Raw genomic sequence first — 21,739 nt, forward strand, 5'->3', positions numbered from 1 at the left:
TTGGCAAAGGAGTCCAAGATAGCAGCCCGACTCGCCCCAGCGCCACGTCACGCCGAGCCCGGCAGACCCTTGGGGCGACCACTGGCACCAATAACGAAGTGATACAGTGTGGGCTTCAGACTTTAGACCCAGCGAGCCCCATGACTCCCATCGACTACCTGGCATCCAGCGCGGCCCAGGCCTGGCACCAACGACTGGCTGGCCTGATTCAGGGCGCCGATCGCAGCGACCTTCCGCGACAGCTGGAGCAGGCACTCGCCGAGCTGGTGCCCATGGACACCCTGATCCTGCATGCCTACCAGGGCCGAGGCCGTCCGCGAGTGGTCCATGACAACTATCCCCCCGAACGCCGCCAGCGCGACATCGACCCTTATCTGAGTCGCATCTACCTGCTCGACCCGATGTTCCAGGCCATCGAGTCTGGTCAGGATAACGGTACCCATCGACTGCGCGATCTGGCGCCGGACCGTTTCGAGAGCAGCGAGTACTACCACCACTACTATCGCGGCCTGGGACTCAAGGATGAGATCGGACTCTTCGCACGGGTCAGCGACGACACCGTGATGGTGCTGTCCCTCGGCTTCCGTACCCAGTCGCGACCGGTGACTCGGCGCACCGTACAGGCGCTACGCCACCTGACGCCCATCGTCGAAGCCCTGCTTCAGCGGTTCTGGAGCTGGCAACGCAGTGCCTTCGAACCGCAACACCAGGAGGTCGAGCCCGTCGACGCCGCCTTCTCGAGCTTTGGCCAGGGTGTGCTCACCCGCCGCGAGCAGGATATCGTGCGCCTGCTGCTGGCGGGCCACTCGGCCAAGTCGGCGGCGCGAGAGCTCGGCATCAGCGACGGTACCGTCAAGGTCCACCGCAAGCACGTCTACCAGCGCCTGCAGGTCTCGAGTCAGGCCGAGCTGTTTCGCGCCTTTCTCGATCACGTAGCGCTGATCTCCCGCCAGCAGCGCGACTGACGCACCCGCTCAGAAGCGGTAGGAGAGATACAACCGTCCCTCCCAGATATCCAGGTCATCATGGCCGATGCTGAGATAGCCGGCGCTGGCCTCGAGCAGGGTGGCCTCGCCGACAAACCAGCGAGCGCCAGTGCGCAGGGTACCCGTCAGGTCAGAAGGGTCCTCCCACTCCAGATCCTCGTTGAGGTAGCGCCCGTCGTTGGGCTGTTCGAAGGCCCAGTCCACCCCCAGTTCGGCGTAGGGCATGATCAGACCCGCGTGGTCAGTGTGGTAGATACGGCTAAGCTCACCACTGACCGACGCGACGCCAGTGCTGTAGGAGTCGCCGGGCACTTCCACCTCCACCGGTATCCCCAGGATCTTGCCGTCCAGGTCATAGTCGTCGCTGCGCTCACGGGAGTAGAACAGCGAGACGGTGGGACGCAACAGGGCCTCCCCCCAGCGGTACTGACCGTGGGCATTGAGCGCGCCGCCGAAGCTACGGGTGTCGAAGCTGCCATCCAGGGTCGCCAGTTCGGTGTCATTGTCACCCCAGCGCCAGATCAGCGATGCGTCCAACGCCCAGCGCTCGGACAGTCGATAGGCGACATAGGGCGAGATGCTGAAGCCATCGCTGTCGCTGTCCCAGGCGCCGCCAAAGTTGTCAGAGCGGCTCGAGTCGACGCTAAAACTGACACCCGCCACCGCCTGCTCCGACACCCAGCGGTCGACCCCCACCGCCACTACCTGGGCCTCGCCATCCAGATCCTGGCCATCACGGTCATCGGAGATATCGGTATAACGAGCATCCACCCAGGTGTTCCAGGGAGAGACCGGCTCTCCCTGACGCCCTGCGGTGATCGGCACCTGTTCCATCAAGGTGGCCTCCAGCGCGTTCCGGGTTCTTGCCTGGGCGTGCTGGCGCAGCAGGTTCTCGGGGCAGGTCACCACCGGCAGGGTGCCATCGGCCAGCGGCGCGCCCCCGAGTCTGGGGTCGTGACGAGGGTCGATGCAGCGGTTAGCCGGCAGCGGCACCCGCCCGGCATACCACTCGGCCGCATCGACACGGCCAACGATCTGGCCCTGGGGTATCGATGGCACAGAGGGTGTCAGACCCGACGGCGGACGCTGTTCAGGCGGTACGACGCCGATGGGAGGTGTCACCCCGGAAGGTGGCCTGACATCCGGAGGCACGACACCGATGGGGGGCGCTACCTCGCCCGGCCGCGCAACGTTCGGAGGAAGGCTCCATTGCCCCAGGGTGGGCCGCCCCGGCGTCACCCCCACCGGCGGACGTTCGGGGGCGGGCACCGTACCTATCGGCGGCGTCACTCCGGTGGGCGGCCTGAAGTCCGGAGGCACCGTGCCTACCGGCGGCGTCACCCCGGTCGGCGGCCGCTCGATTGGTGGGAAAGCCGGTGGCACCGTACCTATCGGTGGCGTCACCCCGGTGGGTGGTCTGAAGTCCGGCGGCACCGTGCCTATCGGCGGCGTCACCCCGGTCGGTGGTCGCTCGATTGGTGGGAAAGCGGGCGGCACCGTGCCTACCGGCGGCGTTACCCCGGTCGGCGGTCGGAAGCCCGGAGGCACCGTGCCTATCGGCGGCGTTACCCCGGTCGGGGGTCGGAAGCCTGGCGGCACCGTCCCTATCGGCGGCGTCACCCCGGTCGGCGGCCGCTCGATTGGTGGGAAAGCGGGTGGCACCGTGCCTATCGGCGGCGTCACTCCGGTCGGGGGTCGGAATCCTGGCGGCACCGTCCCTATCGGCGGCGTCACCCCGGTGGGTGGCCGGAAGCCTGGAGGCACCGTACCTATCGGCGGCGTCACCCCGCCAGGGCGGGAAAAATCAGGAAAGATCTTGCCGATGGGAGGGGTAATGCCCGGACGCTCCGGCATCGGGATCTGCCCGGCCGGCGGCAATGTGAAGCCACCCTTCTGGTTCTGGGTATCCAGCAGACAATCCTTGTTGCCCCCCAGATCCAGAAGCTTGTGCACACCACCGTTGCCGTTGGATACCACTGGCGACAGGGTCAGGTGCAGGCCGCCGGCATTGCGCGTCCACTCATCGACGCTCTGCTTTCCCTGCGCCGCCTCCAACCCGAAGTCACCCGGCGAGGTCCCCGACAACCACACCGAGCGCGAACCATCGTTGGTGACACCGACAAACGCCAGCCCTCCCGAGGCACCACAGTTGGCGGCGATAGCGGGTAACGGGGCCGACATCAGAAAGGCGACAAGGGTGCCCAGGGCACGACGAGTAAAGGGTGGTGCTGGCAACATGGCAAAGTATCCGGACTGACCATTCAGCATCCGCCGCGCCGGAATCTGGGCCACCTCTTCCGGCACCTGCGGATCATTACGGCACAGCCTACACCAACGTCGGAGGATCGCTACGTCTGCCTCAAGTCTCGGTAGTGCCGTTTCGCGCACCCCTCTCTCAATCATGAGGTAGATCAAGGTCATGGCAACCTGAGTCGATCATAGGCTACCCCATCGGTGATACCGGCACTGCCGCCGCCTGGCGGCCCGAGGAGACCTACCCTCATAAGGATATGTCATCGACAGGGGCAGTCTGGCGAGACTGGAGACCTTCCCAAGGAGGTTTCCAATGACAACACCCGACACTCGCCTCTCGTCCCGCCCCTCGACTCCCGTCGCCGACACGGCTCCGGTTCCGGCCCCGGCCCCAGTCCCAGCAACAGTGGATGCCGAGACCCTGTGGCGCCAGGATCGGGACCACTTCGTCCATCCCTTCACCGACTTCAGCGTCTTCCACGACAAGGGCTGCGAGCTGATCACCGATGCCGAGGGCATCCACGTTCAGGACATTCACGGCAACCGCTTTATCGACGGCATCGCCGGGCTGTGGTGCGTCAACGTTGGCCACGGTCGTGCCGAGATCGGCCAGGCCATGGCCGAACAGGCCACCCGCATGGCCTACTTCTCGACCTTCAACAATCTGTCCAACGCACCGGCTACGCGGCTGGCCGCCAAGCTCGCCGAACTGGCCCCGGCCCACCTCAACCATGTCTTCTACAGCTGCGGAGGCTCCACCGCCAACGACGCCACCATCCGCCTGGTGCACTACTACTTCAACCGCCTGGGCAAGCCGAACAAGAAGCGTATCCTGTCGCGCCGCAACGCCTACCACGGCACCACCTACCTGGCCGCCAGCCTGACCGGTATCGAGAGCAACAACTGGGAATTCGACACCCTCGATGGTCTGGTCACCCATCTAAGCGAGGCCAACCTCTATCGTCGCCCCGAAGGCATGGATGAAGCGCAGTACTGTGATCATCTGGTCGCGGAACTCGAGGCCACCATCGCCGAGATCGGCGCCGACAATATCGCCGCCTTCATCGCCGAGCCGATCATGGGAGCCGGCGGCGTACTGGTGGCCCCCCGGGGCTATCACGCCCGCATGCAGGAGGTGCTGCGCGCCCACGACATCCTGTATATCGCCGACGAGGTGGTCACCGGCTTCGGTCGCCTCGGCCACATCTTCGCCTCGGAAGCGGTATTCGACACCCAGCCCGACGTCATCAACCTGGCCAAGGGCCTGTCCTCGGGCTATGCCCCGCTCGGCGCGACCCTGATCTCCGACCGCCTCTACGAGGTGCTGGGCAAGCCCCAGGGCAAGGGCGGAGTACTCAGCACCGGCTTCACCTACTCCGGACATCCGGTCAGTTGCGCCGCGGCGCTCAAGAATATCGAGATCCTCGAGCGAGAAGAGCTTTGCGCCAACGTCCGCGAGGTCGGCCCCTATCTGGAGCAGGCACTGGCGACGCTGTCACGACATCCCACCGTCGGCGACGTGCGCGGCAGCCACTTCATGATGTGCATCGAGAACGTGGCCGACAAGGACACCAAGGCGCTGTTCCCGGTGGACGCGCGTGTCGGCGATCGGGTGGCCTTCGAGGCCCAGCAGCGCGGACTGATCATTCGTCCGGTGGGGCATCTCAACGTGATCTCACCGCCCCTGATCTGGACCCGCGACACCGTCGACGAGGCCGTCGCCATCCTCGACGAGGCGCTTGCCGCCACCGCCGAGTCCCTGCGTCGCGACGGCTATCTCTAGCCACGAACCCTCCTGCAACACGAGGCCGCGTTTTTTTGCCGCGCGGCCAGCGCAGGGCTCGCCCCTGCGCGATAGCTTCCGTCCAATAACAACCGTCGCCACAGGCGATACAAGGAGCTTGCATGGAAACCTACGGCGTCTGGAGCCTGGTTCCCACCCTGGTGGTGCTGGTCACCGCCATCATCACGCGTCGCACCATCGAATCACTGCTTGCCGGCTGCCTGGTCGGGCTCTTGATGATCGCCCCCAGCGAGGTCGTCACCCGCGGGTCGGACATCCTGCTCACGGTCCTCGGCAATGACACCGTCACCTGGATCATCCTGGTCTGCGGCCTGTTCGGCAGCCTGATCGCTCTGCTGGTCAAGACCGGCGGCGTGCTGAGCTTCGGTGACGCCATGACCAAACGACTGCACAGTCGTCGCCAGAGCCTGCTGACCACCTGGGTGCTGGGGCTGGTGATCTTCGTCGACGACTACCTCAACGCCCTGACCATCAGCGCCTCGATGAAGAAGATCACCGATCGCTTCGGCGTCTCCCGCGAAAAGCTGGCCTATCTGGTGGATTCCACCGCCGCCCCGGTGTGCATCCTGGTGCCCTTCTCGACCTGGGCGGTGTTCTTCGCCGGCCTGCTCGAGGACAACAACGTCGCCGACAACGGCATGTCGCTGTACATCTCGGCGATCCCGTACATGGCCTACGCCTGGGTGGCGGCGGCCCTGGTGCCCCTGGTCGCGCTGGGCTGGCTGCCTGACATCGGCCCGATGAAGACCGCCGAGGCCCGTGCCAAGGCCGGCCAGCCGGTGCCCGATGGCGGCGAGGAGCACGCGCTGCAGATCGACACCAACTACGATGGCCAGAGCCCGCATCTGCTCAACTTCCTGCTGCCCATCGCCAGCCTGATCGTCGCCACCTGGTACTTCGATATCGACATCCTGCGCGGGGTCATCGTTGCCCTGGCCGTCACCCTGGTGCTGATCGCCGTCCAGCGTCTGCTGAGCTTCAACGACACCTTCGATACCGCCCTGGAAGGCTTCAAGGCGATGATCATGCCGCTGGGCACCCTGGTCGCCGGCTTCTCGCTCAAGGAGGTCAACGACGTCCTGGGCCTCACCGAGGTGGTGATCCAGGCGGTACAGCCGCTGATGACCGCCGGCCTGCTGCCCGCCGTGGTATTCGTCACCATGGCCTTCCTGGCCTTTGCCACCGGCTCCTTCTGGGGGCTGTTCGCGGTGGCCATGCCGATCGTGCTGCCGCTGGCGATCAGCATGGACGCCAATATGCCGCTGGTGGTCGGCGCCTTGATCTCGGCCAGCGCCTTCGGTAGCCACGCCTGCTTCTACGGGGACTCCACGGTGCTGTCGGCCCAGGGTAGCGGCTGCAGCCCCATGGCCCACGCCCTGACCCAGATCCCCTACGTGTTGATCGCCGCGGCCCTGGCCACCGGCGTGTTCCTGCTGATCGGATTCTTGTGAGAGCCTCCATGAACCAGACACACCATTCGTCTTCACCGACCCCGGCCCCTATCGCGTCCCCTATCGCGTCGCGTTCCGCTGGCAGCGACGCGCACAGTCCCGCCCGACTTGGCTGGTCCATGCCGGCGGAATTCGCCCCTCACGACGCCTGCTGGATGCTGTGGCCCCAGCGCCCGGATACCTGGCGCCTGGGAGCCAAGCCCGCCCAACAGGCCTTCGTCGAGGTGGCCAGCGCCATCGCCGAGAGCGAGACCGTCTACGTGGGCGTCAACGACGATCAGTACGAAAACGCCCGTTATCAGCTTCCGGAATCGATTCGCGTGGTCGAACTATCCAGCAACGACGCCTGGATGCGGGACGTGGGCCCGACCTTTCTGACCCACCCCGAACATGGCCTGGCGGTGGTGGACTGGGAATTCAACGCCTGGGGCGGACTCAAGGGCGGACTTTACTTTCCCTGGGACAAGGACCGCCGGATCCGCCCCAAGATCGCCGAAATGCTGGGCATCCCCCGCTTCGATGCCGGTATCGTGCTGGAAGGCGGTGCCATTCACGTCGACGGCGAGGGCACCCTGATCACCACCGAGGAGTGCCTGCTCAACCCCAACCGCAACCCGGGTCTGGATCGCGCCGCCATGGAGGCGCGCCTGGGTGAGCAGCTGGGCATCAGCAAGGTCATCTGGCTTCCCCGGGGCTGCTACCTCGATGAAACCGACGGCCACGTCGACAATCTCTGCTGCTTTGTGGGCCCCGCCGAAGTTGCCTTGACCTGGTGCGACGACGCCGCGGACCCGGAGTACCAGATCTGTCGCGACGCCCTGGCGGTGCTGGAAGCCAGTACCGATGCCTGCGGTCGACCGTTCACCGTGCACCGCCTGCCCCAGCCCGGCCCGCTGTTTATCGGCGAAGACGAGGCCAGCGGCATCGACCGGCTCTCCAGCTCGCACCCACGCCAGCCCGGGGACCGCATGGCGGCCTCCTACGTCAACTTCTACATCGGCAATCGAGTGGTGGTCATGCCCCTGCTGGATGAACGCCGCGACAACGAGGCTCGCGACATTCTGGCGAGGCTTTTTCCCGAGCGTCGGTTGATCGGCGTGCCCGCCCGAGAGATCCTGCTCGGCGGCGGCAACGTCCACTGCATTACCCAACAACAGCCGAGGGATCCAAGACGTACCTGACAGGCGGGAGTCGTCGTCGGTAACGACACGGCACCAGAAAATGTCTGCTGGAAGCGACACCACATCGGAGAATCAAGGGGTTGTGCTCGGCTCTCTTGGCCAATAGGCTCGATATGGCACATAACAGCATAGGAGAAACATCATGAGGAAGGGTTCCATCAAGACACTCTCCAGCCTGCTGCTGGCCACTTTCATGACCTTGGGCCTCGCCGCCTGCGGCACCGGCACCGGTGAACGCGCCGCCAGTGGCGCTGGCGTGGGTGCCGCCGTAGGTGCCGGCGCCGCCGCCGCCACCGGTGGTGACGTCGCCGAGGGCGCCGTGATCGGCGGTGGCGTAGGCGCGGCCACCGGCGCCGCCACCGATGAGGACGACGTCGACCTGGACAACTAAGGTCCTGGGCCTGGGGCGAGGCGAGGGTGCCTCGTTCCAAACCTGCTCGACGCACAGGAACACCGCCGGCTTGCCGGCGGTGTTCTTGTATCTGGCCGGTCGTGTATCTCGCCCGGGCCTGTCCGGCCGTGTGTCTGAGCTGTCGTGTGTCTGACCTGGTTCGGCCAAGCGAGCATGGCTCCCACAATTGGCGCCAATTGGCGACAATTGCTGCATATTTGCTTCACTTGCTCCTTTCTGTGCCGTTGTTACTGTTAGGGTCATCCCCCAGCATGAGGACGACGACATGAAACTTCTGAAGATGACCGGGCTGAGCGCTACTGCCCTGACCATGGCCCTGGCACTGTCGGCCTGCGGTACCGGTACCGGAGAACGGGCGCTGAGTGGCGCGGGGGTCGGTGCAGCGGTAGGTGCCGGCGCGGCGGCCATCACCGGCGGCGACGTGGGCAAGGGCGCGGTCATCGGCGGCGGCGTGGGTGCGGCGACCGGTGCTGCCACCGATTCCCGGGACATCGACCTCAGTCGCTAAGTCCAGGCCCGAGGCGTCCAGACAGCTTTCGACCCCGCCCCGATCCGAGCCAGGATGCCGCCCTCAGCGGCAGACCCGACCGCCCACGCCGAGATGAAAGTGATCGGCGTGGGCGGCATTGTAGTCAGGCCCCAGCACGGTGCCGAAGACCTTGCAGGCGCGCTGCCCCACTTCCTTCAGGAAACGTCCTTCGGCTCCCTTGCCCCAGTGGCCCGACAAGCTGACGCGACGACCGTCCTCGAGTTCGAAGGCGGCCACATCCAGGGCCTCGGCGCTGGCATGCTGGCTGCGACGTCCCTCGGCTCGACCATAGATGTTGCGGCAGGCGAAGCTGCCGAAGTGTTCGATCTGGGCCACGTCCACGCCAAGGTGGGCACGCGCAGCGGCGCTGAGCTCATGACGCTCGAACACCGCCCAGGCCACCGCCAGCGGGCAGCGTGTCATCACGCTCGGCTGCATGCGCGACTGGCCTCCGGCGTAGCGCACCAGATTGGAAAGCTCGCACTGGCCCCGGGTGACGTCATCCAGTGGGGTATATCGCTGGGGCGGGTCCGCCGCCAGCACCGCACGGCAGGCCTCGGGGTCATCCGCCAGCCGCGCCAGCTTCCAGCCGAGGAAAGGACCAGGCGGCGTCTCGATCGATATCGGTGTCCAGGGCAACCAGCGATCCGGTATTGCGATCATCCCCTTGTCCAGGGCAACGCCCAACACCAGCAGCATGATCAACAGCCACTGCCCCATACAGTTCCTTCCTGTGCCCGACCCTTTCTGTGCCCAACCCTTCCTGCGCCCGACCCTTGGCCACGGTTCATCCCACGACCGGGGCGTCGAGTACGATCAGGGGTCCACCAACAAGGATAGCGCCAGAGCGACGATACCGACCGTCACGGCGGTTACCACCGCCAGGATGACGATACGGTCCAGCCAGCGATCGAAGGTGACCCAGTTGAATGTCAGCCGCCTGCGACGAGACGGAGGCCCGCGGCGGGTCGCGCCGCGGGCAGGGGGTGAAGACATGGCCGAGATCCTTCCGACGATACCCTGAGCTTACGTCCTGGCACTCTTCCTGACTACCAATGCATCGTAGATACTGCATTTTGCGCCAAGTTTCGTTTGACGGTGCTCGCCCGGGGTCACAGATCGCCGGTGCCGGTCGACGTCACCTCAGTGGTTGATGCGCCGGTTGACCACGTTGGGGGCCCGCCGCAGACGCTCCTCCTCGGCCAGGTTGCCGGCCTCGAACGGATCCGCGCCCACCGGGGTCTCGCCATGCTGACGATACAGCTGTGACAGCATGTTGCGGCGATCCGCCTGCAGCTCCTTGACCAGCACGAACATCATCCCGAACAGGATGAACGAGAACGGCAGGGCCGCCAGCACGGCGGCGGACTGCAGTCCCTTGAGCCCACCTGCAACGATCAGCGTCAGACAGATGGCGGCAATCAACAGCCCCCAGCAGATCCGCTTGTACAGCGGCGGAGCGATGGAGCCATGGTCGGTCATCTGGGCGACGATAAAGGAGGCGGAGTCTGCCGAGGTGACCAGAAAGATGAAGATCAGGATCATGGCGAGCACCGACAGCACCGTGGAAAACGGCATCAGGTCGAACATCTCGAACAGTGCCACGGTGATATTGTCCTGGGTGGCGGCGGCCAGGCCGGCATCACCGCCCAGCTCCATATGCAGGGCCGCCCCGCCGAACACCCCGATCCACAGACACGCCAGCAGCGGCGGCACCACCAGCACACCGAGTACGTACTCGCGAATGGTCCGTCCCCGCGAGACCCGAGCCACGAAGGTGCCGACAAAGGGCGACCAGGCGATCACCCACGCCCAGTAGAAGATGGTCCAGCTGGAAGCCCAGGGGTCATCGTTGTAGGGCGACATCTTGAGGCTCATGCCGATGAAGTTCTGCAGGTAGTCGCCGATGCCCAGGGTGATGGTCTCGAGGATCTTGACCGTGGGGCCGGTGAACAGCACGTACAGCATCATCGCGATGCACAGCGCCATATTGAGGTTGGACAATCGCTTGATGCCCTTGTCGAGCCCCGACCAGGTCGAGGCCATGTACGCCACGAACATCACCCCGAGGATGCCCGCCTGCCAAAGGCCGCTTTCCGGCAGTCCGAAGACCGCATTGAGGCCACCATTGACCTGCAGTACCCCGAGCCCCAGCGAGGTCGCCACCCCCATCACCGTGGCGACCACGGCGAAGATGTCGAGCCAGTCGGTGTAGGGGCGCAGCGCCGGGCGCTTGGCGGTCATCGACGACAGCACCGAGGAGACCAGCCCGGCCTGGTCCTTGCGAAACTGGAAGTAGGCGATGATCAGCCCGACCAGCGAGAATGCCGCCCACTGGTGCACCCCCCAGTTGAAGTAGCTCATCTGGATGGCGTAGCGCGCCGCTTCCACGCTTTCGGCGGGGACCGCGCCATAGGGAGGCTCGGCGAAGTGGGTCATGGGCTCGGCCATGCCGTAGAACACCAGACCGACGCCGAAGCCGGCCGCCAGCAGCATGCTGATCCAGGAAAAGGTGCCGTAGGTGGGGGTGCTATCCTGGGGCCCCAGGCGCACCTTGCCGTACTTGCTCATCGCCAGCGCCACCAGAAAGATGACGAAGGCGAACACCGCCATCAGGTAGAACCAGCCAAAGTAGTGGGTCACCTGGCTCAGCGCGGTGTTGGCGGCGTCACCGAAGGCGTCGGGGAAACTGGCGCCCACGGCGACCAGGGCGATGATGATAAGGGCAGATAGACGAAAGACGCGATCCTTGCCAGACAGCGGCAGGCGCTCCTGCAGCGCTCGACCGTTCATGGACACTCCTTGCCAGACGGCGGTCATGATGTGAGGGGCGTAGCACCCTAACAAAAGTCGGACTCTCCATCACGGTAGGCGAATATTCGATTCGGCACAAAAAATTACCGGCACCCTGGGGTACCGGAAATAGTGCCGGCAATAGTGCCGGCAATAGTGTCGGAAATAGTGCCTCCAATAGCGCCGTCAGTTGACGACATAGCAGAAGGCCCGCCATGGGGCGGGCCTTCTGGTTTCCTGCGGTCAGGTCTGGCTCCGCCTCTCCCTTACCAGCCGGGGCTATCACAGACGGGTGATCGAGGCCCGGCCGCCACCACGTGGTTACTGCGGTTTCGGTGTGGCCATCGCCTCGCTGGAGCCACCCTCCTCACTGTCATCCATTTTCAGCGCTTCCTCGGGGGGCTCCATGCCTTCGGTCTTGGCCTGGTCACGCGCCTCGAAGGCGTCTGCACCGACCGGCATCTCGCGGTAGTGCTGATAGAGACCGTCGAGCATCAGCTTGCGATCCTTGCGCAGCTCTCTCACCAGTACGATCACCATCATGTAGAGGATGAAGGTGAACGGCAGCGCCGACAGTACCGATGCCGACTGCAGTCCCTTGAGGCCGCCAGCGGCGATCAGCGTCAGGCAGATGGCGGCGATCAGCACACCCCACAGCACCCGCTTGTAGAGAGGAGGATTGATCGAGCCGTTGTCGGTCATCTGGGCAACGATATAGGACGCCGAGTCTGCCGAGGTCACCAGGAAGATGAAGATCAGCATCATCGCCATCACCGACAAGAGTCCCGAGAAGGGCATCAGATCGAACATCTCGAACAGCGCCACGGTGATGTTGTCCTGGGTCGCCTGGGCCAGGCCGAGGCCCTCGTTGGCCAGTTCCATATGGATGGCGGTGCCACCGAACACGCCCAGCCACAGGCAGGCCAGCAGTGGCGGCACGAACAGCACGCCGAACACGTACTCCTTGATGGTGCGCCCCTTGGAGATGCGCGCCACGAAGGTGCCGACAAAGGGCGACCAGGCGATGACCCAGGCCCAGTAGAAGATGGTCCAGTTCTGGGCCCAGGGATTATCGTTGTAGGGCGACATGCGCAGGCTCATCACGAAGAAGTTCTGCAGGTAGTCGCCCAGTCCCAGGGTAATGGTCTCCAGCAGCTTGATGGTGGGGCCGGTGGCCAGCACGTAGACCATCATGGCGATACACATGATCATGTTGAGGTTGGACAGTCGCTTGATCCCCTTGTCCAGGCCCGACCAGGTGGACGCCATGTAGGCCAGGAACATACAGAACAGGATGATGAACTGCCACAGGCCGTTCTCCGGGATGCCGAACACCGCGTGCAGGCCGCCGTTGGTCTGCAGCACGCCCAGCCCCAGCGAGGTCGCCACCCCCATCACCGTAGCCACCACGGCAAAGACGTCCAGGGCGCCGTTGAACTTGCGCAGCCCCGGTCGCTTGGCGGTCAGCGGACGCAGCACCACCGACACCAGGCCCGCCTGCTCCTTGCGAAACTGGTAGTAGGCGATGATCAAGCCCACCAGAGCGAAGGCCGCCCACTGATGAATCCCCCAGTTGAAGAAGCTGTACTGAATCGCGTACCGGGCCGACTCCGCGCTTTCCGGCGTCATGTCTGCGTAGGGTGGTGCAATATAGTGGGTCATGGGCTCGGCCATGCCGTAGAACACCAGGCCAACCCCGAAGCCGGCGGCCAGCAGCATGCTGACCCAGGAAAAGAAGCCGTATTCTGGCTTGCCGTCCTGCGGCCCCAGGCGCACCTTGCCGTACTTGCTCATGGCAAGGCCGAGCAGGAATACCACGATGCCGGTGACCGACAGCAGATAGAACCAGCCAAAATAGTGGGATACGCCTCCCAGGGCGCGACTGGCGACTTCGCCGAAACCTTCAGGGAACATGGCCCCCAGGGCCACCAGGATCAGGATGATGATCGCGGAGACGTAAAAGACCCGCTGTCCTTCATTGCGTTGCATATCGCCTTCCTTTTGTTCGACTGCTTGTTGGAAGGCCTGTGCAGCGCCGCTCCGGCGAAGACCACGCTCGGACGCTCCTTATCGAACGCTTCTGCCCGGGCATTCGCCGAGCAGCCTTTGCAGACCCGTACTTTGATAACCGTTAGGTTGTTATCTATCATCCCCGGGCAGCCCACCGATCCGGCTTGGCACTAAGCTGACACTGGACTGCCACTGGAGACTCGAAGTCCTCGAAGGGACCTCGGTGACATCATAGTGAAGTTCGCCAACAAGACAGCGGAATCCACCACCCGCCAGTCGGCGCGGCAAAACATCCGCCAAATTCGTCGCCTCAGGTACGAATTTTCCCGACCAAAAGCCCGGCTAAAAGCCCGGCCAGAAACCCGACCAAGAACCCGGCCAGAAACTCGGCCTAAAACTCGGCCCAAGAAAAGGAGAGCCCCATGGCCCGTCTCGACACTACGCCCCTTTCGGTCCTGGACCTGGCGCCGATCCGGGATGGCGGCACCGTCGCCGACAGCTTCCATGACAGCGTTGCCCTCGCCCGCCTGAGCGAATCGCTTGGCTTCACCCGCTACTGGCTGGCCGAACATCATGGGCTGGAGGGGATCGCCAGCGCGGCGACCTCGGTACTGATCGGACACCTGGCGGAGAAGACCTCACGCATCCGCGTGGGCAGCGGCGGCATCATGCTGCCGAACCATCCACCGCTGGTGATCGCCGAACAGTTCGGCACCCTGGAGACGCTCTATCCGGGCCGCATTGACCTGGGGCTGGGCCGGGCGCCGGGCTCGGACGCGGCCACCATGGCGGCGATGCGCCGCGATCCCCACGCTGGCGTCGAGGACTTCCCCCAGCGTCTGGCCGAACTGGAAGGCTTTCTTGGCGAGGCCCGACCGGAGCAACGGGTCCGGGCGGTGCCCGGCCAGGGCACCCGAGTACCGATCTGGCTGTTGGGCTCGAGCCTGTACAGCGCCCAGTTGGCCGCCCACAAGGGGCTGCCCTTTGCCTTCGCCGCCCAGTTCGCCCCGGCCCAGCTCGACGAAGCGCTGGCCATCTATCGCCGCGACTTCCGCCCCTCCGAGGTGCTCGCGGCGCCCTACGCCATGGTCGGCCTGCCGGTGCTGGCCGCCGCTACGGACGAGCGCGCCGACTACCTCGCCAGCACCGCAAGGCAGAAGTTTCTGGGCCTGATTCGCGGCCAGCGCGGACGCGCCCGGCCACCGGTGGCGACGCTGGACTGGACCCCCATGGAGCGCGCCCAGGTGGAAGGGTTTCTTGGCGCCGCGGTGATCGGCAGCCCGGCGACGGTGCGCGACGGTCTGGAGCGCCTGCTCGAACGCACCCAGGCCGATGAGCTGATGATCAACACCGACACCTATGCCCTGGAGGATCGCCTCGAGAGCTACCGCCTGGTCGCTGAGGTATGGCTAGGCTGAGCCCCGCCCGGCAACGTGGCGCGACGGGGCCTCAACGCGGAGGGTGAGCCCCGGGCGTACGCCATTCGGGCTCGCGCTCGAGCCAGTCGGGAGCGGCCTGCTCGAAGGCATGAGCCCAGCGCAGCAGGTCGCGATCACGACGATGGGGAGCGATGAGCTGGACGCCCATGGCCTGACCGCGCGGGTTGAACCCCGCCGGCAGATTGATCACCGGGCACCCCGACAGGGAGCCGGCGATCACCACCTCCATCCAGCGATGGTAGCTGTCCATCGTTCGCCCGGCGATCTGCCCGGGCCAGGGTGTGTCGACGTCGAAGGCAAATACCTGGGCGCTGGGCAGGGCCAGCGCATCGAAGCGCTCGAACAGTCCGAGCAGGCAGGCGTACCAGGCACTGCGCTCGACGTTGGCACGGTGCACATCCAGCGCCGTTCGGCCCATGCCCTGCTCGACCTCCCAGCAGGCCTCGGGCTTGAGCTGGCAACGACGGCTATCGTCGGCCCAGACCTCTGACAGACTGCCCGCCACCGCCCACTGGCGCAGCACCAGCCAGCTTTGCCACAGCCGCTCGGGTGACATCTCCGGCACCACCGGCTCGACCCGGGCACCGAGGCGCTCGAACACCGACAGCGCCCCCTGGCAGACGTCCAGCACACCCTCTTCCATCGCCAGGTAGCCCTGCCAGTCGCCGAGCCAGCCGATACGCAGGCCCGACGCCGCGTCAGCGTCATCGAACGGATCGGCGAGACGCTCGGGATCATCGGCGAGTGACAGGGGAGCGCGGGGGTGGGCCCCGGCCTGGGTCGCCAGCAGTCTGGCAAGGTCGCCGACGCTGCGCGCCATGGGCCCTTCGGTGGCCAGCTGATGGCCGAAGATATCAGGGCCTGGACCATGGGGAACGCGACCGAAGGAAGGCCTCATCCCGAACAGGTTGTGGTAGGCGGCGGGGTTTCGCAAAGACCCCATCATGTCGCTGCCATCGGCCACCGGCAGCATGCGCATGGCCAGGGCGGCAGCGGCCCCGCCGCTGGAGCCACCGGCGCACAGGGCGGGATCGAAGGCGTTGCGGGTCGCGCCGAAGACGCGGTTGTAGGTCTGGGAACCGAGGCCAAACTCCGGCGTGTTGGTCTTGCCGACAAAGATGGCACCGGCCTCGCGCATCCGCCTGACCATGATGCCGTCCTGCTGTGGCACCTGACCCTTGAACAAGGGCGAGCCCATCGAGGTCGGCAGGTCACGCGTGGCCGAAAGGTCCTTGATCGCCTGGGGAATGCCGTGGAGCCAGCCGCGAGAGCGCCCCGCCGCCAGTTCGCGGTCGCACTCCCCGGCCTCTTCCATCAGCACCTCGTGGTCACGGCGAGAGACGATGGCGTTGACCACCGGGTTGGCCGCGTCGATCTGTGCCAGGTAGGCGTCCATCACCTCGCGGCAACTAAGCTCTCGTGCATGGATCGCCCGGGACAGCGCAAGCGCTCCCAGCGCCAGGATCTCGCGCTGGGCAGGGCTGGTGGCGCCCTCGCCCACGGACGGAGCAGAGGATGAAGCGCCGGGCGGTGAGGTGGCCGAATCAGACGGTAAAGGTGACGATGGCGGTGGAATAGGCATGGCGTCCTCGCTGCACGGCATTGAGACGAGCGGGCTGGCCCGACATGTTCCAACGCTAGCGGGCGGAGCCTCAGCTGTCACTTATGCAAGAGCCTCCGCTGTCATCCATGCAGACGATCGAGGGCGACCAGCCAGCCCAGGTAGACCTCACCATAGCGCTTGACTCGGCCTGCGTCGGGCTCGGCCCGGGAGCCTTCATCCAGCTGCACCAGCGCCTGGCACAGCTCGTCCAGGTCGCCCTCCCTGGCACACCAGGCCGCCTGGATGGCGCCGCCAAGCGCGGCGGCGTCGGTCACCCGGGGGCACACCACCTCGGTGGCGGTGATGTCCGCCACCATCTGGCGCCAGGCGGCGCTGTGGGCGCCGCCGCCGATCAGCCGAATCTGGCGTGCCTGGTCAGCCAGCGGCCCCATCAGGTCAAGGCCGTAGCGCAGACAGAAGGTGGCGCCCTCCACCACCGCGCGACACAGATGGGCGGGGCTGGTGTTGCGGCTGGTCAGGCCGAGAAAGGAGGCGCTGGCCTCGGGCAGGCTCGGTACCCGTTCGCCGTTGAAGAACGGCAAGACCGTCACGCCATCGGCGCCGACAGGCGCCTGGGCCAGGGCCTGGTTGAACCCCGCCAGGTCGAGACCGAACAGCTCACGCACGCGATTGGTGGCCGAAGTGGTGTTCATGGTGCAGACCAGCGGCAGCCAGCCCGCGTGGCTGGCGCAGAAGTTGGCGACCATGGCGGAATCAGCCAGCACCGGGTGATCGGAGTGGGCGCAGACGGTGCCCGAGGTGCCAAGGCTCATGGTTACCTTGCCCGGCACGATGTTGCCGGTGCCGATGGCGCCGAGCATATTGTCTCCGCCGCCGCTGGCGACCGCGACGCCCGGGGAAAGCCCCAGCTCCCGGGCCAGCACCGGCCGGACCTGCCCTGCCGTGTCGCGGGACTCGATCAGTCTTGGCAGCACCCGGGCCGGGTCCAGCTCAGGGGCGATCCACTGCCACACCTCAGGACTCCAGCGCCGTGAGCGACTATCGAAATAACCGGTACCCGAGGCGTCTCCCGCCTCGCTGACACGCTCGCCGGTCAACCACAGATTGAGGTAGTCGTGGGGTAACAGCACGCCATCCACGCGATCATAGATGTCGCGATGATGCTCGCGCAGCCAGGCCACCTTGGAGGCGGTGTAGCCGGTCTGAGGCACCAGGCCGAGACGCGCCAGGCAGCCCTCTTCCCCGCCCAGAGCGCCTATCAGGGCCTGGTTGTGGGCATGGGTCTCGGTATCGCACCACAGCTTGGCCGGGTACAGCACCTGGTCTCTGGCATCCAGCGCCACCATGCCATGCTGCTGGCCGGAGACACCGATGCCGCGGATATCACCGGCGCTGACCCCGGCCGACGCGATCGCCGCGTGGAAGGCGCCGACAAAGGCCTCGATCCACTGTGCCGGGTCCTGCTCGCGCCGCCCCCTGGCGCCCTCGATCATGCGGTGGGGCCGGCTGGCCTCACCGATGGTGGCGCCACGCGCCAGATCCACCACCACCACCTTGGTGCTCTGAGTGCCACAATCCACGCCGAGATACATGTAACGATTCCTTGTTGCCCCATCAACGCGGCGCGCCGAGGCCGACGCGCTCACCGCTGGGTCAGGACGCCAGCGCTTCCAGGGTCGCCCTGGCCCCCTTGTCCTGCAACAGCTTCAACGCCTCGACGTAGGCCACCACGAAGCGCGGCGAGTCGGCGAGATCCCCGAACAGCTCACGGTTCTCGATAAAGGCGGTGGGGTGCTCGCGCTGGGTTGCGGCGAGTTCGGTCAGACGCTCCTTCCAGCGATCGACGATCACGATGGGCTGGCCCAGCTCGTCCATGCCTTCGGCGTAGCGTGCCCAGCTTGCCACCACCGCGGCAGAACGCTTGAGTTCGCCGCCATGCTCGAGCTGGTGACGAATGACCGGCAACAGCCATTTCGGGATTCGGTCCGAGCTTTCGGCACACAGTCGCGAAAGCGTGTCCCGCACCTCGGGGTTGGCGAAGCGCTCGATCAGGGTGCGCCGGTACTGATCGAGGTCGACGCCAGGGACCGGAGGCAGGGTCGGGCTGCCCTCCTCGGCCATGTAGCCGAGCAGGAAGTCGATGAACAGCGGATCCTGACAGACTTCGTGGGCGTAGCGATAGCCGGCCAGATAGCCGACATAGCAAAGCGCCTGGTGCCCCGCGTTGAGCAACCTGAGTTTCATCAGCTCGTAGGGCTCGACGTCCTCGACCAGCTGCACGCCGACCTCATCAAGCGCCGGCCGGCCACTGGCAAAATGATCCTCCAGCACCCATTGGGTGAAGGGTTCGCAGATCACCGGCCAGGCGTCTTCCAGTCCGAAGCGTTCGGCAAGCTCCTCGATGTCGCTCGGTGTGGTCATCGGCGTGATGCGATCGACCATTGAACTCGGGAAAGGCACCTCGGCCTCGACGTACTGCCCGAGCGCGCGATCACGAGCGTAGGCGAAGGCCGTGAACATGCGCCTCGCTACCTCGCCATTGCCCGGAATGTTGTCGCAGGACATCACCGTGAAGGGAGGGACACCGCGCTCGCGCCGGCGCTCGATCGCGGCCACGATCAGGCCAAAACTGGTACGCGGACGCTCGGGGTTGCACAGGTCATACACCACTTCGGCGGCATCGAGATCGAACTCGCCGGTGACCGGATGGACGTTGTAGCCGCCCTCGGTCACCGTCAACGAGACGATCCGGATGGCCGGGTCCGACAGGGTCTCGATCACCGCCTCGGGATCGTCCGGTGCGAAGCGGTAATCGATGATCGAACCGATGACGCGGGGTTCCAGCGTGCCGTCGGGATGCTTGACCACCAGGGTATAGAGGTGATCCTGGCTGGCCAATGCCTCCTGCATGCGCTTGTCACCCGGCATCACGCCGATGCCGACGATGCCCCAGTCATGGGCCTGCCCGGCTTCCATCAGACGATCCAGGTACATGGCCTGATGGGCCCGATGAAAACCGCCGACGCCAAAATGGGCGATGCCCGGTGTCAGCGTCCGACGATCGTAGCTGGGCACCGAGATATGCGGAGCGAGACCAGCCAGTTCCGCGTTGCAAAGTCGTGTCATGAAGGCTCTCCGCCAGATGAACAATGAGAAAACAGAGCCGCTTTCCGAAAATGGGATTGGCTAGTGCCAGTGGAGATCGGCGGTGATCGAGCGAGTCTTGATCAGGCGCGCGTTGAGCATGTCCTTGTCCCGGGTCTTGGCGATGGCCCCGGCCTGATCCTGGCCCATGCCGAGCCAGCGCTCGATCAATCGCTGCTCGAGCACCGGGTCGGCGACCTCGAGAAACAGGCTGAAGTCGAAGTAGTCCGCCAGTGCTGGCCAGGGTCCGTGATCCAGCAGCAGGTAGTTGCCCTCGACGATCAACACGCGATGACCGGGCGTGATCACCCGAGCCCCGGCCCGAGCCAGGTCCAGCGGTCGGTCGAATACCGGTACGGCCACGTCCCGGTCGGCGCGCCTCAGCCGCTCCAGGTCATGGCGCAGGCCATCCACGTCGAAGGTTTCCGGCGCGCCCTTGATGGGCAGCAGCCCCTGGGATTCGAGCACGCCGTTGTCGAAGTGGTAGCCGTCCATGGGCACCACCTCGGCGACACCGGGTTGCCGCTCGTTGAGCTGACGCGCCAGCCAGGCGGAGCGAAAGGACTTGCCGGCCCCCGGCGGGCCGGCCAGGGCAACGATAAAGCGTGCCCTGCCCTCGCTGCGCGTCAGTAGTTCGTCAGCGATCGCTTCCATGGAGGGGGTCATGTATCACCTCGCTCGTGCCCGTGGCTCAACTCATCCAATTGCCGCCGTCGACGTTCAGGGTCTGGGCGATGACATAGTCGCTGTCGGCGCTGGCCAGAAACACCGCAGCGCCGGCGTAGTCGTCCGGTCGCCCCATGCGGCCACAGGGCACCGCCTCGCCCACCAGTCGCTTCTTCTCGCCGAGGGGGCGTCCCTCGTAGCGGGCGAACAAGGCGTCGACCTCGTCCCACATGGGGGTATCGACCACACCCGGGGCGATAGCGTTGACGCGGATACCGTGGCGAATCAGATCCAGCGCACAGGACTGGGTCAGACTGATCACCGCTGCCTTGGTGGCACAGTAGGTGCTGACCAGAGGCTCGCCACGCCGCCCGGCCTGGGAGGCCATATTGATGATGACGCCGCCGCGTTTCGCCTCGACCATCGCCTTGGCCACCGCCTGCAGGGTGAAGAACAGCCCCTTGACGTTGACTGCGAACTGGCGCTCGAAGTCGGCCTCTTCCACCTCGAGCACCGGCGCCATGCCAAATACCGCCGCATTATTGACCAGCACGTCGATAGTGCCAAAACGTTTCTCTACCTTTCGAACCATAGCAGCGATGGCGGCGTTGTCGCGGACATCCAGCACAGCACCCATCGCACGCTCGCGGTCGAAGCCTTCCAGCGCCTGGTCGATCGCCTCACTGTCGACATCGGCGATCACCACGCGCGCCCCCTCCTCGGCGTAACGCCTCGCGATGGCAAGCCCGATCCCGCGTGCGCCACCGGTGATCACGGCGGTCTTGTCCTGAAGCTTGCCTGCCAACGGGCCAACAGCGGCGTCCTTCATGCGCTGGCCTGCTGACGCTGCTGCCAGCTGGACACCAGGGCGGGCAATTGCGCCATATGGGTCATCACCTGCCACACTCCGAGTTGGCTGAGCCGTTCGGCGTGATCGGCAGGCAGATGGCTTGCCCCGACGAAGCCGATGACCGTCATGCCGGCGGCCAGGGCAGCGCTGGCGCCAGCGATGGAGTCCTCGACCACCAGGCAGGCAGCAGGACTGACCCCCAGGGTCTCGGCGGCCAGCAGGTAGACGCCGGGATCGGGCTTGGGCTTGTCGACCTGCTCGGCACAGAAGATCGGCGCCGTGCCCAGTACTCGGTCCAGGCCGGTACGCGACAACGAGGCGACGACCCGCTGACGACGACTGTTGGAGACCACCGCCTTGGCACCGGGAATCGCCGACAGTGCCTGTGCCACGCCATCGATGGCGGTGAGTTCGCGGGCGAGGCGGGCTTCGATCTCGTCGTCGAGCAGGGCCAGCGCGTCCTCTGGCAGCGCATGAGCACTCTGGTCGTCGAGAAGTTCGAGAATCGCCGCAGTAGTGCGGCCCAGGGCTTCATTCAGGGCCGCCTCGACGTCGAGGTCGGGCAGCCACTCGGCCAGCCGCTCGGCCAGGGTCGCCTCGGCGATCACCTCACTGTCCACCAGCACGCCATCGCAGTCGAAGATCAGGGTCGTCATG

The 21,739-nt window shown here is 65.6% G+C and carries 18 protein-coding genes; 7 read left to right on the top strand and 11 right to left on the bottom strand.

The window, feature by feature from the left end; all coding sequences use genetic code 11:
* The first annotated feature begins 140 nt into the window (after window positions 1–140).
* Window positions 141–965, top strand: a complete 825-nt coding sequence (locus NKF27_RS17540; RefSeq protein WP_253553775.1) for a helix-turn-helix transcriptional regulator — start codon at window positions 141–143, stop codon at window positions 963–965.
* A gap of 9 nt (window positions 966–974) precedes the next feature.
* On the opposite strand, the gene NKF27_RS17545 is transcribed toward NKF27_RS17540, so the two are convergent.
* Window positions 975–3,224 carry an autotransporter outer membrane beta-barrel domain-containing protein gene (locus tag NKF27_RS17545; RefSeq protein ID WP_253553778.1) on the bottom strand — a complete coding sequence of 750 codons (2,250 nt, stop codon included), beginning with the start codon at window positions 3,222–3,224 and terminating at the stop codon, window positions 975–977.
* A gap of 328 nt (window positions 3,225–3,552) precedes the next feature.
* On the opposite strand from NKF27_RS17545, the gene NKF27_RS17550 reads away from it, so the two are divergent.
* The 5 genes from NKF27_RS17550 (at window position 3,553) to NKF27_RS17570 (ending at window position 8,595) form a co-directional block, all read left to right on the top strand.
* Window positions 3,553–5,022, top strand: a complete 1,470-nt coding sequence (locus NKF27_RS17550; RefSeq protein WP_253553781.1) for an aminotransferase — start codon at window positions 3,553–3,555, stop codon at window positions 5,020–5,022.
* 122 nt (window positions 5,023–5,144) lie between these two features.
* On the top strand, window positions 5,145–6,494 hold the full coding sequence (locus tag NKF27_RS17555) for a Na+/H+ antiporter NhaC family protein (RefSeq protein WP_108132248.1): 1,350 nt from the start codon (window positions 5,145–5,147) through the stop codon (window positions 6,492–6,494).
* A gap of 8 nt (window positions 6,495–6,502) precedes the next feature.
* On the top strand, window positions 6,503–7,675 hold the full coding sequence (aguA, locus tag NKF27_RS17560; protein ID WP_301271161.1) for an agmatine deiminase: 1,173 nt from the start codon (window positions 6,503–6,505) through the stop codon (window positions 7,673–7,675).
* 142 nt (window positions 7,676–7,817) lie between these two features.
* A complete protein-coding gene (locus tag NKF27_RS17565; protein ID WP_045991247.1) occupies window positions 7,818–8,066 on the top strand; it encodes a hypothetical protein in 249 nt (82 codons plus the stop codon).
* A gap of 286 nt (window positions 8,067–8,352) precedes the next feature.
* Complete coding sequence (locus NKF27_RS17570) at window positions 8,353–8,595, top strand: hypothetical protein (protein WP_045991248.1); 243 nt, start codon at window positions 8,353–8,355, stop codon at window positions 8,593–8,595.
* A gap of 63 nt (window positions 8,596–8,658) precedes the next feature.
* On the opposite strand, the gene NKF27_RS17575 is transcribed toward NKF27_RS17570, so the two are convergent.
* The 4 genes from NKF27_RS17575 to NKF27_RS17590 all read right to left on the bottom strand — a co-directional run bounded on the left by NKF27_RS17575 (window position 8,659) and on the right by NKF27_RS17590 (window position 13,398).
* Window positions 8,659–9,336: an extensin family protein gene (locus NKF27_RS17575; RefSeq protein ID WP_222569971.1), complete on the bottom strand. Its 678-nt coding sequence runs from the start codon at window positions 9,334–9,336 to the stop codon at window positions 8,659–8,661.
* 96 nt (window positions 9,337–9,432) lie between these two features.
* The gene (locus tag NKF27_RS17580) at window positions 9,433–9,612 is read right to left on the bottom strand and encodes a hypothetical protein (RefSeq protein ID WP_045991250.1); all 180 of its coding nucleotides are present in this window, start codon (window positions 9,610–9,612) and stop codon (window positions 9,433–9,435) included.
* Between the two features lie 147 nt (window positions 9,613–9,759).
* Window positions 9,760–11,409 (bottom strand): BCCT family transporter, encoded by a 1,650-nt coding sequence (locus tag NKF27_RS17585; RefSeq protein ID WP_045991251.1) that lies wholly within the window; start codon window positions 11,407–11,409, stop codon window positions 9,760–9,762.
* 321 nt (window positions 11,410–11,730) lie between these two features.
* Window positions 11,731–13,398: a BCCT family transporter gene (locus NKF27_RS17590; RefSeq protein WP_222569970.1), complete on the bottom strand. Its 1,668-nt coding sequence runs from the start codon at window positions 13,396–13,398 to the stop codon at window positions 11,731–11,733.
* Between the two features lie 443 nt (window positions 13,399–13,841).
* Here NKF27_RS17590 and NKF27_RS17595 point away from each other — a divergent pair, with 443 nt between their 5' ends.
* A complete protein-coding gene (locus NKF27_RS17595; protein ID WP_253553784.1) occupies window positions 13,842–14,837 on the top strand; it encodes an LLM class flavin-dependent oxidoreductase in 996 nt (331 codons plus the stop codon).
* Window positions 14,838–14,868: 31 nt separating this feature from the next.
* Here the strand turns inward: NKF27_RS17595 and NKF27_RS17600 are convergent, their stop codons facing one another.
* The 6 genes from NKF27_RS17600 to NKF27_RS17625 form a co-directional block, all read right to left on the bottom strand.
* On the bottom strand, window positions 14,869–16,440 hold the full coding sequence (locus tag NKF27_RS17600) for an amidase (protein ID WP_253553786.1): 1,572 nt from the start codon (window positions 16,438–16,440) through the stop codon (window positions 14,869–14,871).
* Window positions 16,441–16,541: 101 nt separating this feature from the next.
* Complete coding sequence (xylB, locus tag NKF27_RS17605; RefSeq protein WP_253553789.1) at window positions 16,542–18,014, bottom strand: xylulokinase; 1,473 nt, start codon at window positions 18,012–18,014, stop codon at window positions 16,542–16,544.
* 61 nt (window positions 18,015–18,075) lie between these two features.
* Window positions 18,076–19,548: a mannitol dehydrogenase family protein gene (locus NKF27_RS17610; protein WP_253553792.1), complete on the bottom strand. Its 1,473-nt coding sequence runs from the start codon at window positions 19,546–19,548 to the stop codon at window positions 18,076–18,078.
* A gap of 60 nt (window positions 19,549–19,608) precedes the next feature.
* Window positions 19,609–20,232: a nucleoside triphosphate hydrolase gene (locus NKF27_RS17615; protein ID WP_253553796.1), complete on the bottom strand. Its 624-nt coding sequence runs from the start codon at window positions 20,230–20,232 to the stop codon at window positions 19,609–19,611.
* 25 nt (window positions 20,233–20,257) lie between these two features.
* Window positions 20,258–21,061, bottom strand: coding sequence for an L-iditol 2-dehydrogenase (locus NKF27_RS17620; protein WP_253553801.1), 804 nt, complete (start codon window positions 21,059–21,061; stop codon window positions 20,258–20,260).
* Window positions 21,058–21,738, bottom strand: coding sequence for an HAD family phosphatase (locus NKF27_RS17625; protein WP_253553802.1), 681 nt, complete (start codon window positions 21,736–21,738; stop codon window positions 21,058–21,060). The genes NKF27_RS17620 and NKF27_RS17625 overlap by 4 nt, the downstream gene beginning before the upstream one ends.
* Window position 21,739: the final 1 nt, after the last annotated feature.

This window comes from Halomonas sp. DN3, assembly GCF_024137905.1.
Taxonomy (GTDB): Bacteria; Pseudomonadota; Gammaproteobacteria; order Pseudomonadales; family Halomonadaceae; genus Halomonas; species Halomonas litopenaei.

What these genes read in the sequence shown, in the direction of transcription:
- aguA (WP_301271161.1), top strand. Translation starts at nt 6,503, where the DNA reads ATGAACCAGACACACCATTCGTCTTCACCGACCCCGGCCCCTATCGCG.
- NKF27_RS17620 (WP_253553801.1), bottom strand. Translation starts at nt 21,061, where the DNA reads ATGAAGGACGCCGCTGTTGGCCCGTTGGCAGGCAAGCTTCAGGACAAG.
- NKF27_RS17540 (WP_253553775.1), top strand. Translation starts at nt 141, where the DNA reads ATGACTCCCATCGACTACCTGGCATCCAGCGCGGCCCAGGCCTGGCAC.
- NKF27_RS17610 (WP_253553792.1), bottom strand. Translation starts at nt 19,548, where the DNA reads ATGACACGACTTTGCAACGCGGAACTGGCTGGTCTCGCTCCGCATATC.
- NKF27_RS17595 (WP_253553784.1), top strand. Translation starts at nt 13,842, where the DNA reads ATGGCCCGTCTCGACACTACGCCCCTTTCGGTCCTGGACCTGGCGCCG.
- NKF27_RS17600 (WP_253553786.1), bottom strand. Translation starts at nt 16,440, where the DNA reads ATGCCTATTCCACCGCCATCGTCACCTTTACCGTCTGATTCGGCCACC.
- NKF27_RS17570 (WP_045991248.1), top strand. Translation starts at nt 8,353, where the DNA reads ATGAAACTTCTGAAGATGACCGGGCTGAGCGCTACTGCCCTGACCATG.
- NKF27_RS17575 (WP_222569971.1), bottom strand. Translation starts at nt 9,336, where the DNA reads ATGGGGCAGTGGCTGTTGATCATGCTGCTGGTGTTGGGCGTTGCCCTG.
- NKF27_RS17625 (WP_253553802.1), bottom strand. Translation starts at nt 21,738, where the DNA reads ATGACGACCCTGATCTTCGACTGCGATGGCGTGCTGGTGGACAGTGAG.
- NKF27_RS17555 (WP_108132248.1), top strand. Translation starts at nt 5,145, where the DNA reads ATGGAAACCTACGGCGTCTGGAGCCTGGTTCCCACCCTGGTGGTGCTG.
- NKF27_RS17590 (WP_222569970.1), bottom strand. Translation starts at nt 13,398, where the DNA reads ATGCAACGCAATGAAGGACAGCGGGTCTTTTACGTCTCCGCGATCATC.
- NKF27_RS17545 (WP_253553778.1), bottom strand. Translation starts at nt 3,224, where the DNA reads ATGTTGCCAGCACCACCCTTTACTCGTCGTGCCCTGGGCACCCTTGTC.
- xylB (WP_253553789.1), bottom strand. Translation starts at nt 18,014, where the DNA reads ATGTATCTCGGCGTGGATTGTGGCACTCAGAGCACCAAGGTGGTGGTG.
- NKF27_RS17565 (WP_045991247.1), top strand. Translation starts at nt 7,818, where the DNA reads ATGAGGAAGGGTTCCATCAAGACACTCTCCAGCCTGCTGCTGGCCACT.
- NKF27_RS17580 (WP_045991250.1), bottom strand. Translation starts at nt 9,612, where the DNA reads ATGTCTTCACCCCCTGCCCGCGGCGCGACCCGCCGCGGGCCTCCGTCT.
- NKF27_RS17550 (WP_253553781.1), top strand. Translation starts at nt 3,553, where the DNA reads ATGACAACACCCGACACTCGCCTCTCGTCCCGCCCCTCGACTCCCGTC.
- NKF27_RS17615 (WP_253553796.1), bottom strand. Translation starts at nt 20,232, where the DNA reads ATGACCCCCTCCATGGAAGCGATCGCTGACGAACTACTGACGCGCAGC.
- NKF27_RS17585 (WP_045991251.1), bottom strand. Translation starts at nt 11,409, where the DNA reads ATGAACGGTCGAGCGCTGCAGGAGCGCCTGCCGCTGTCTGGCAAGGAT.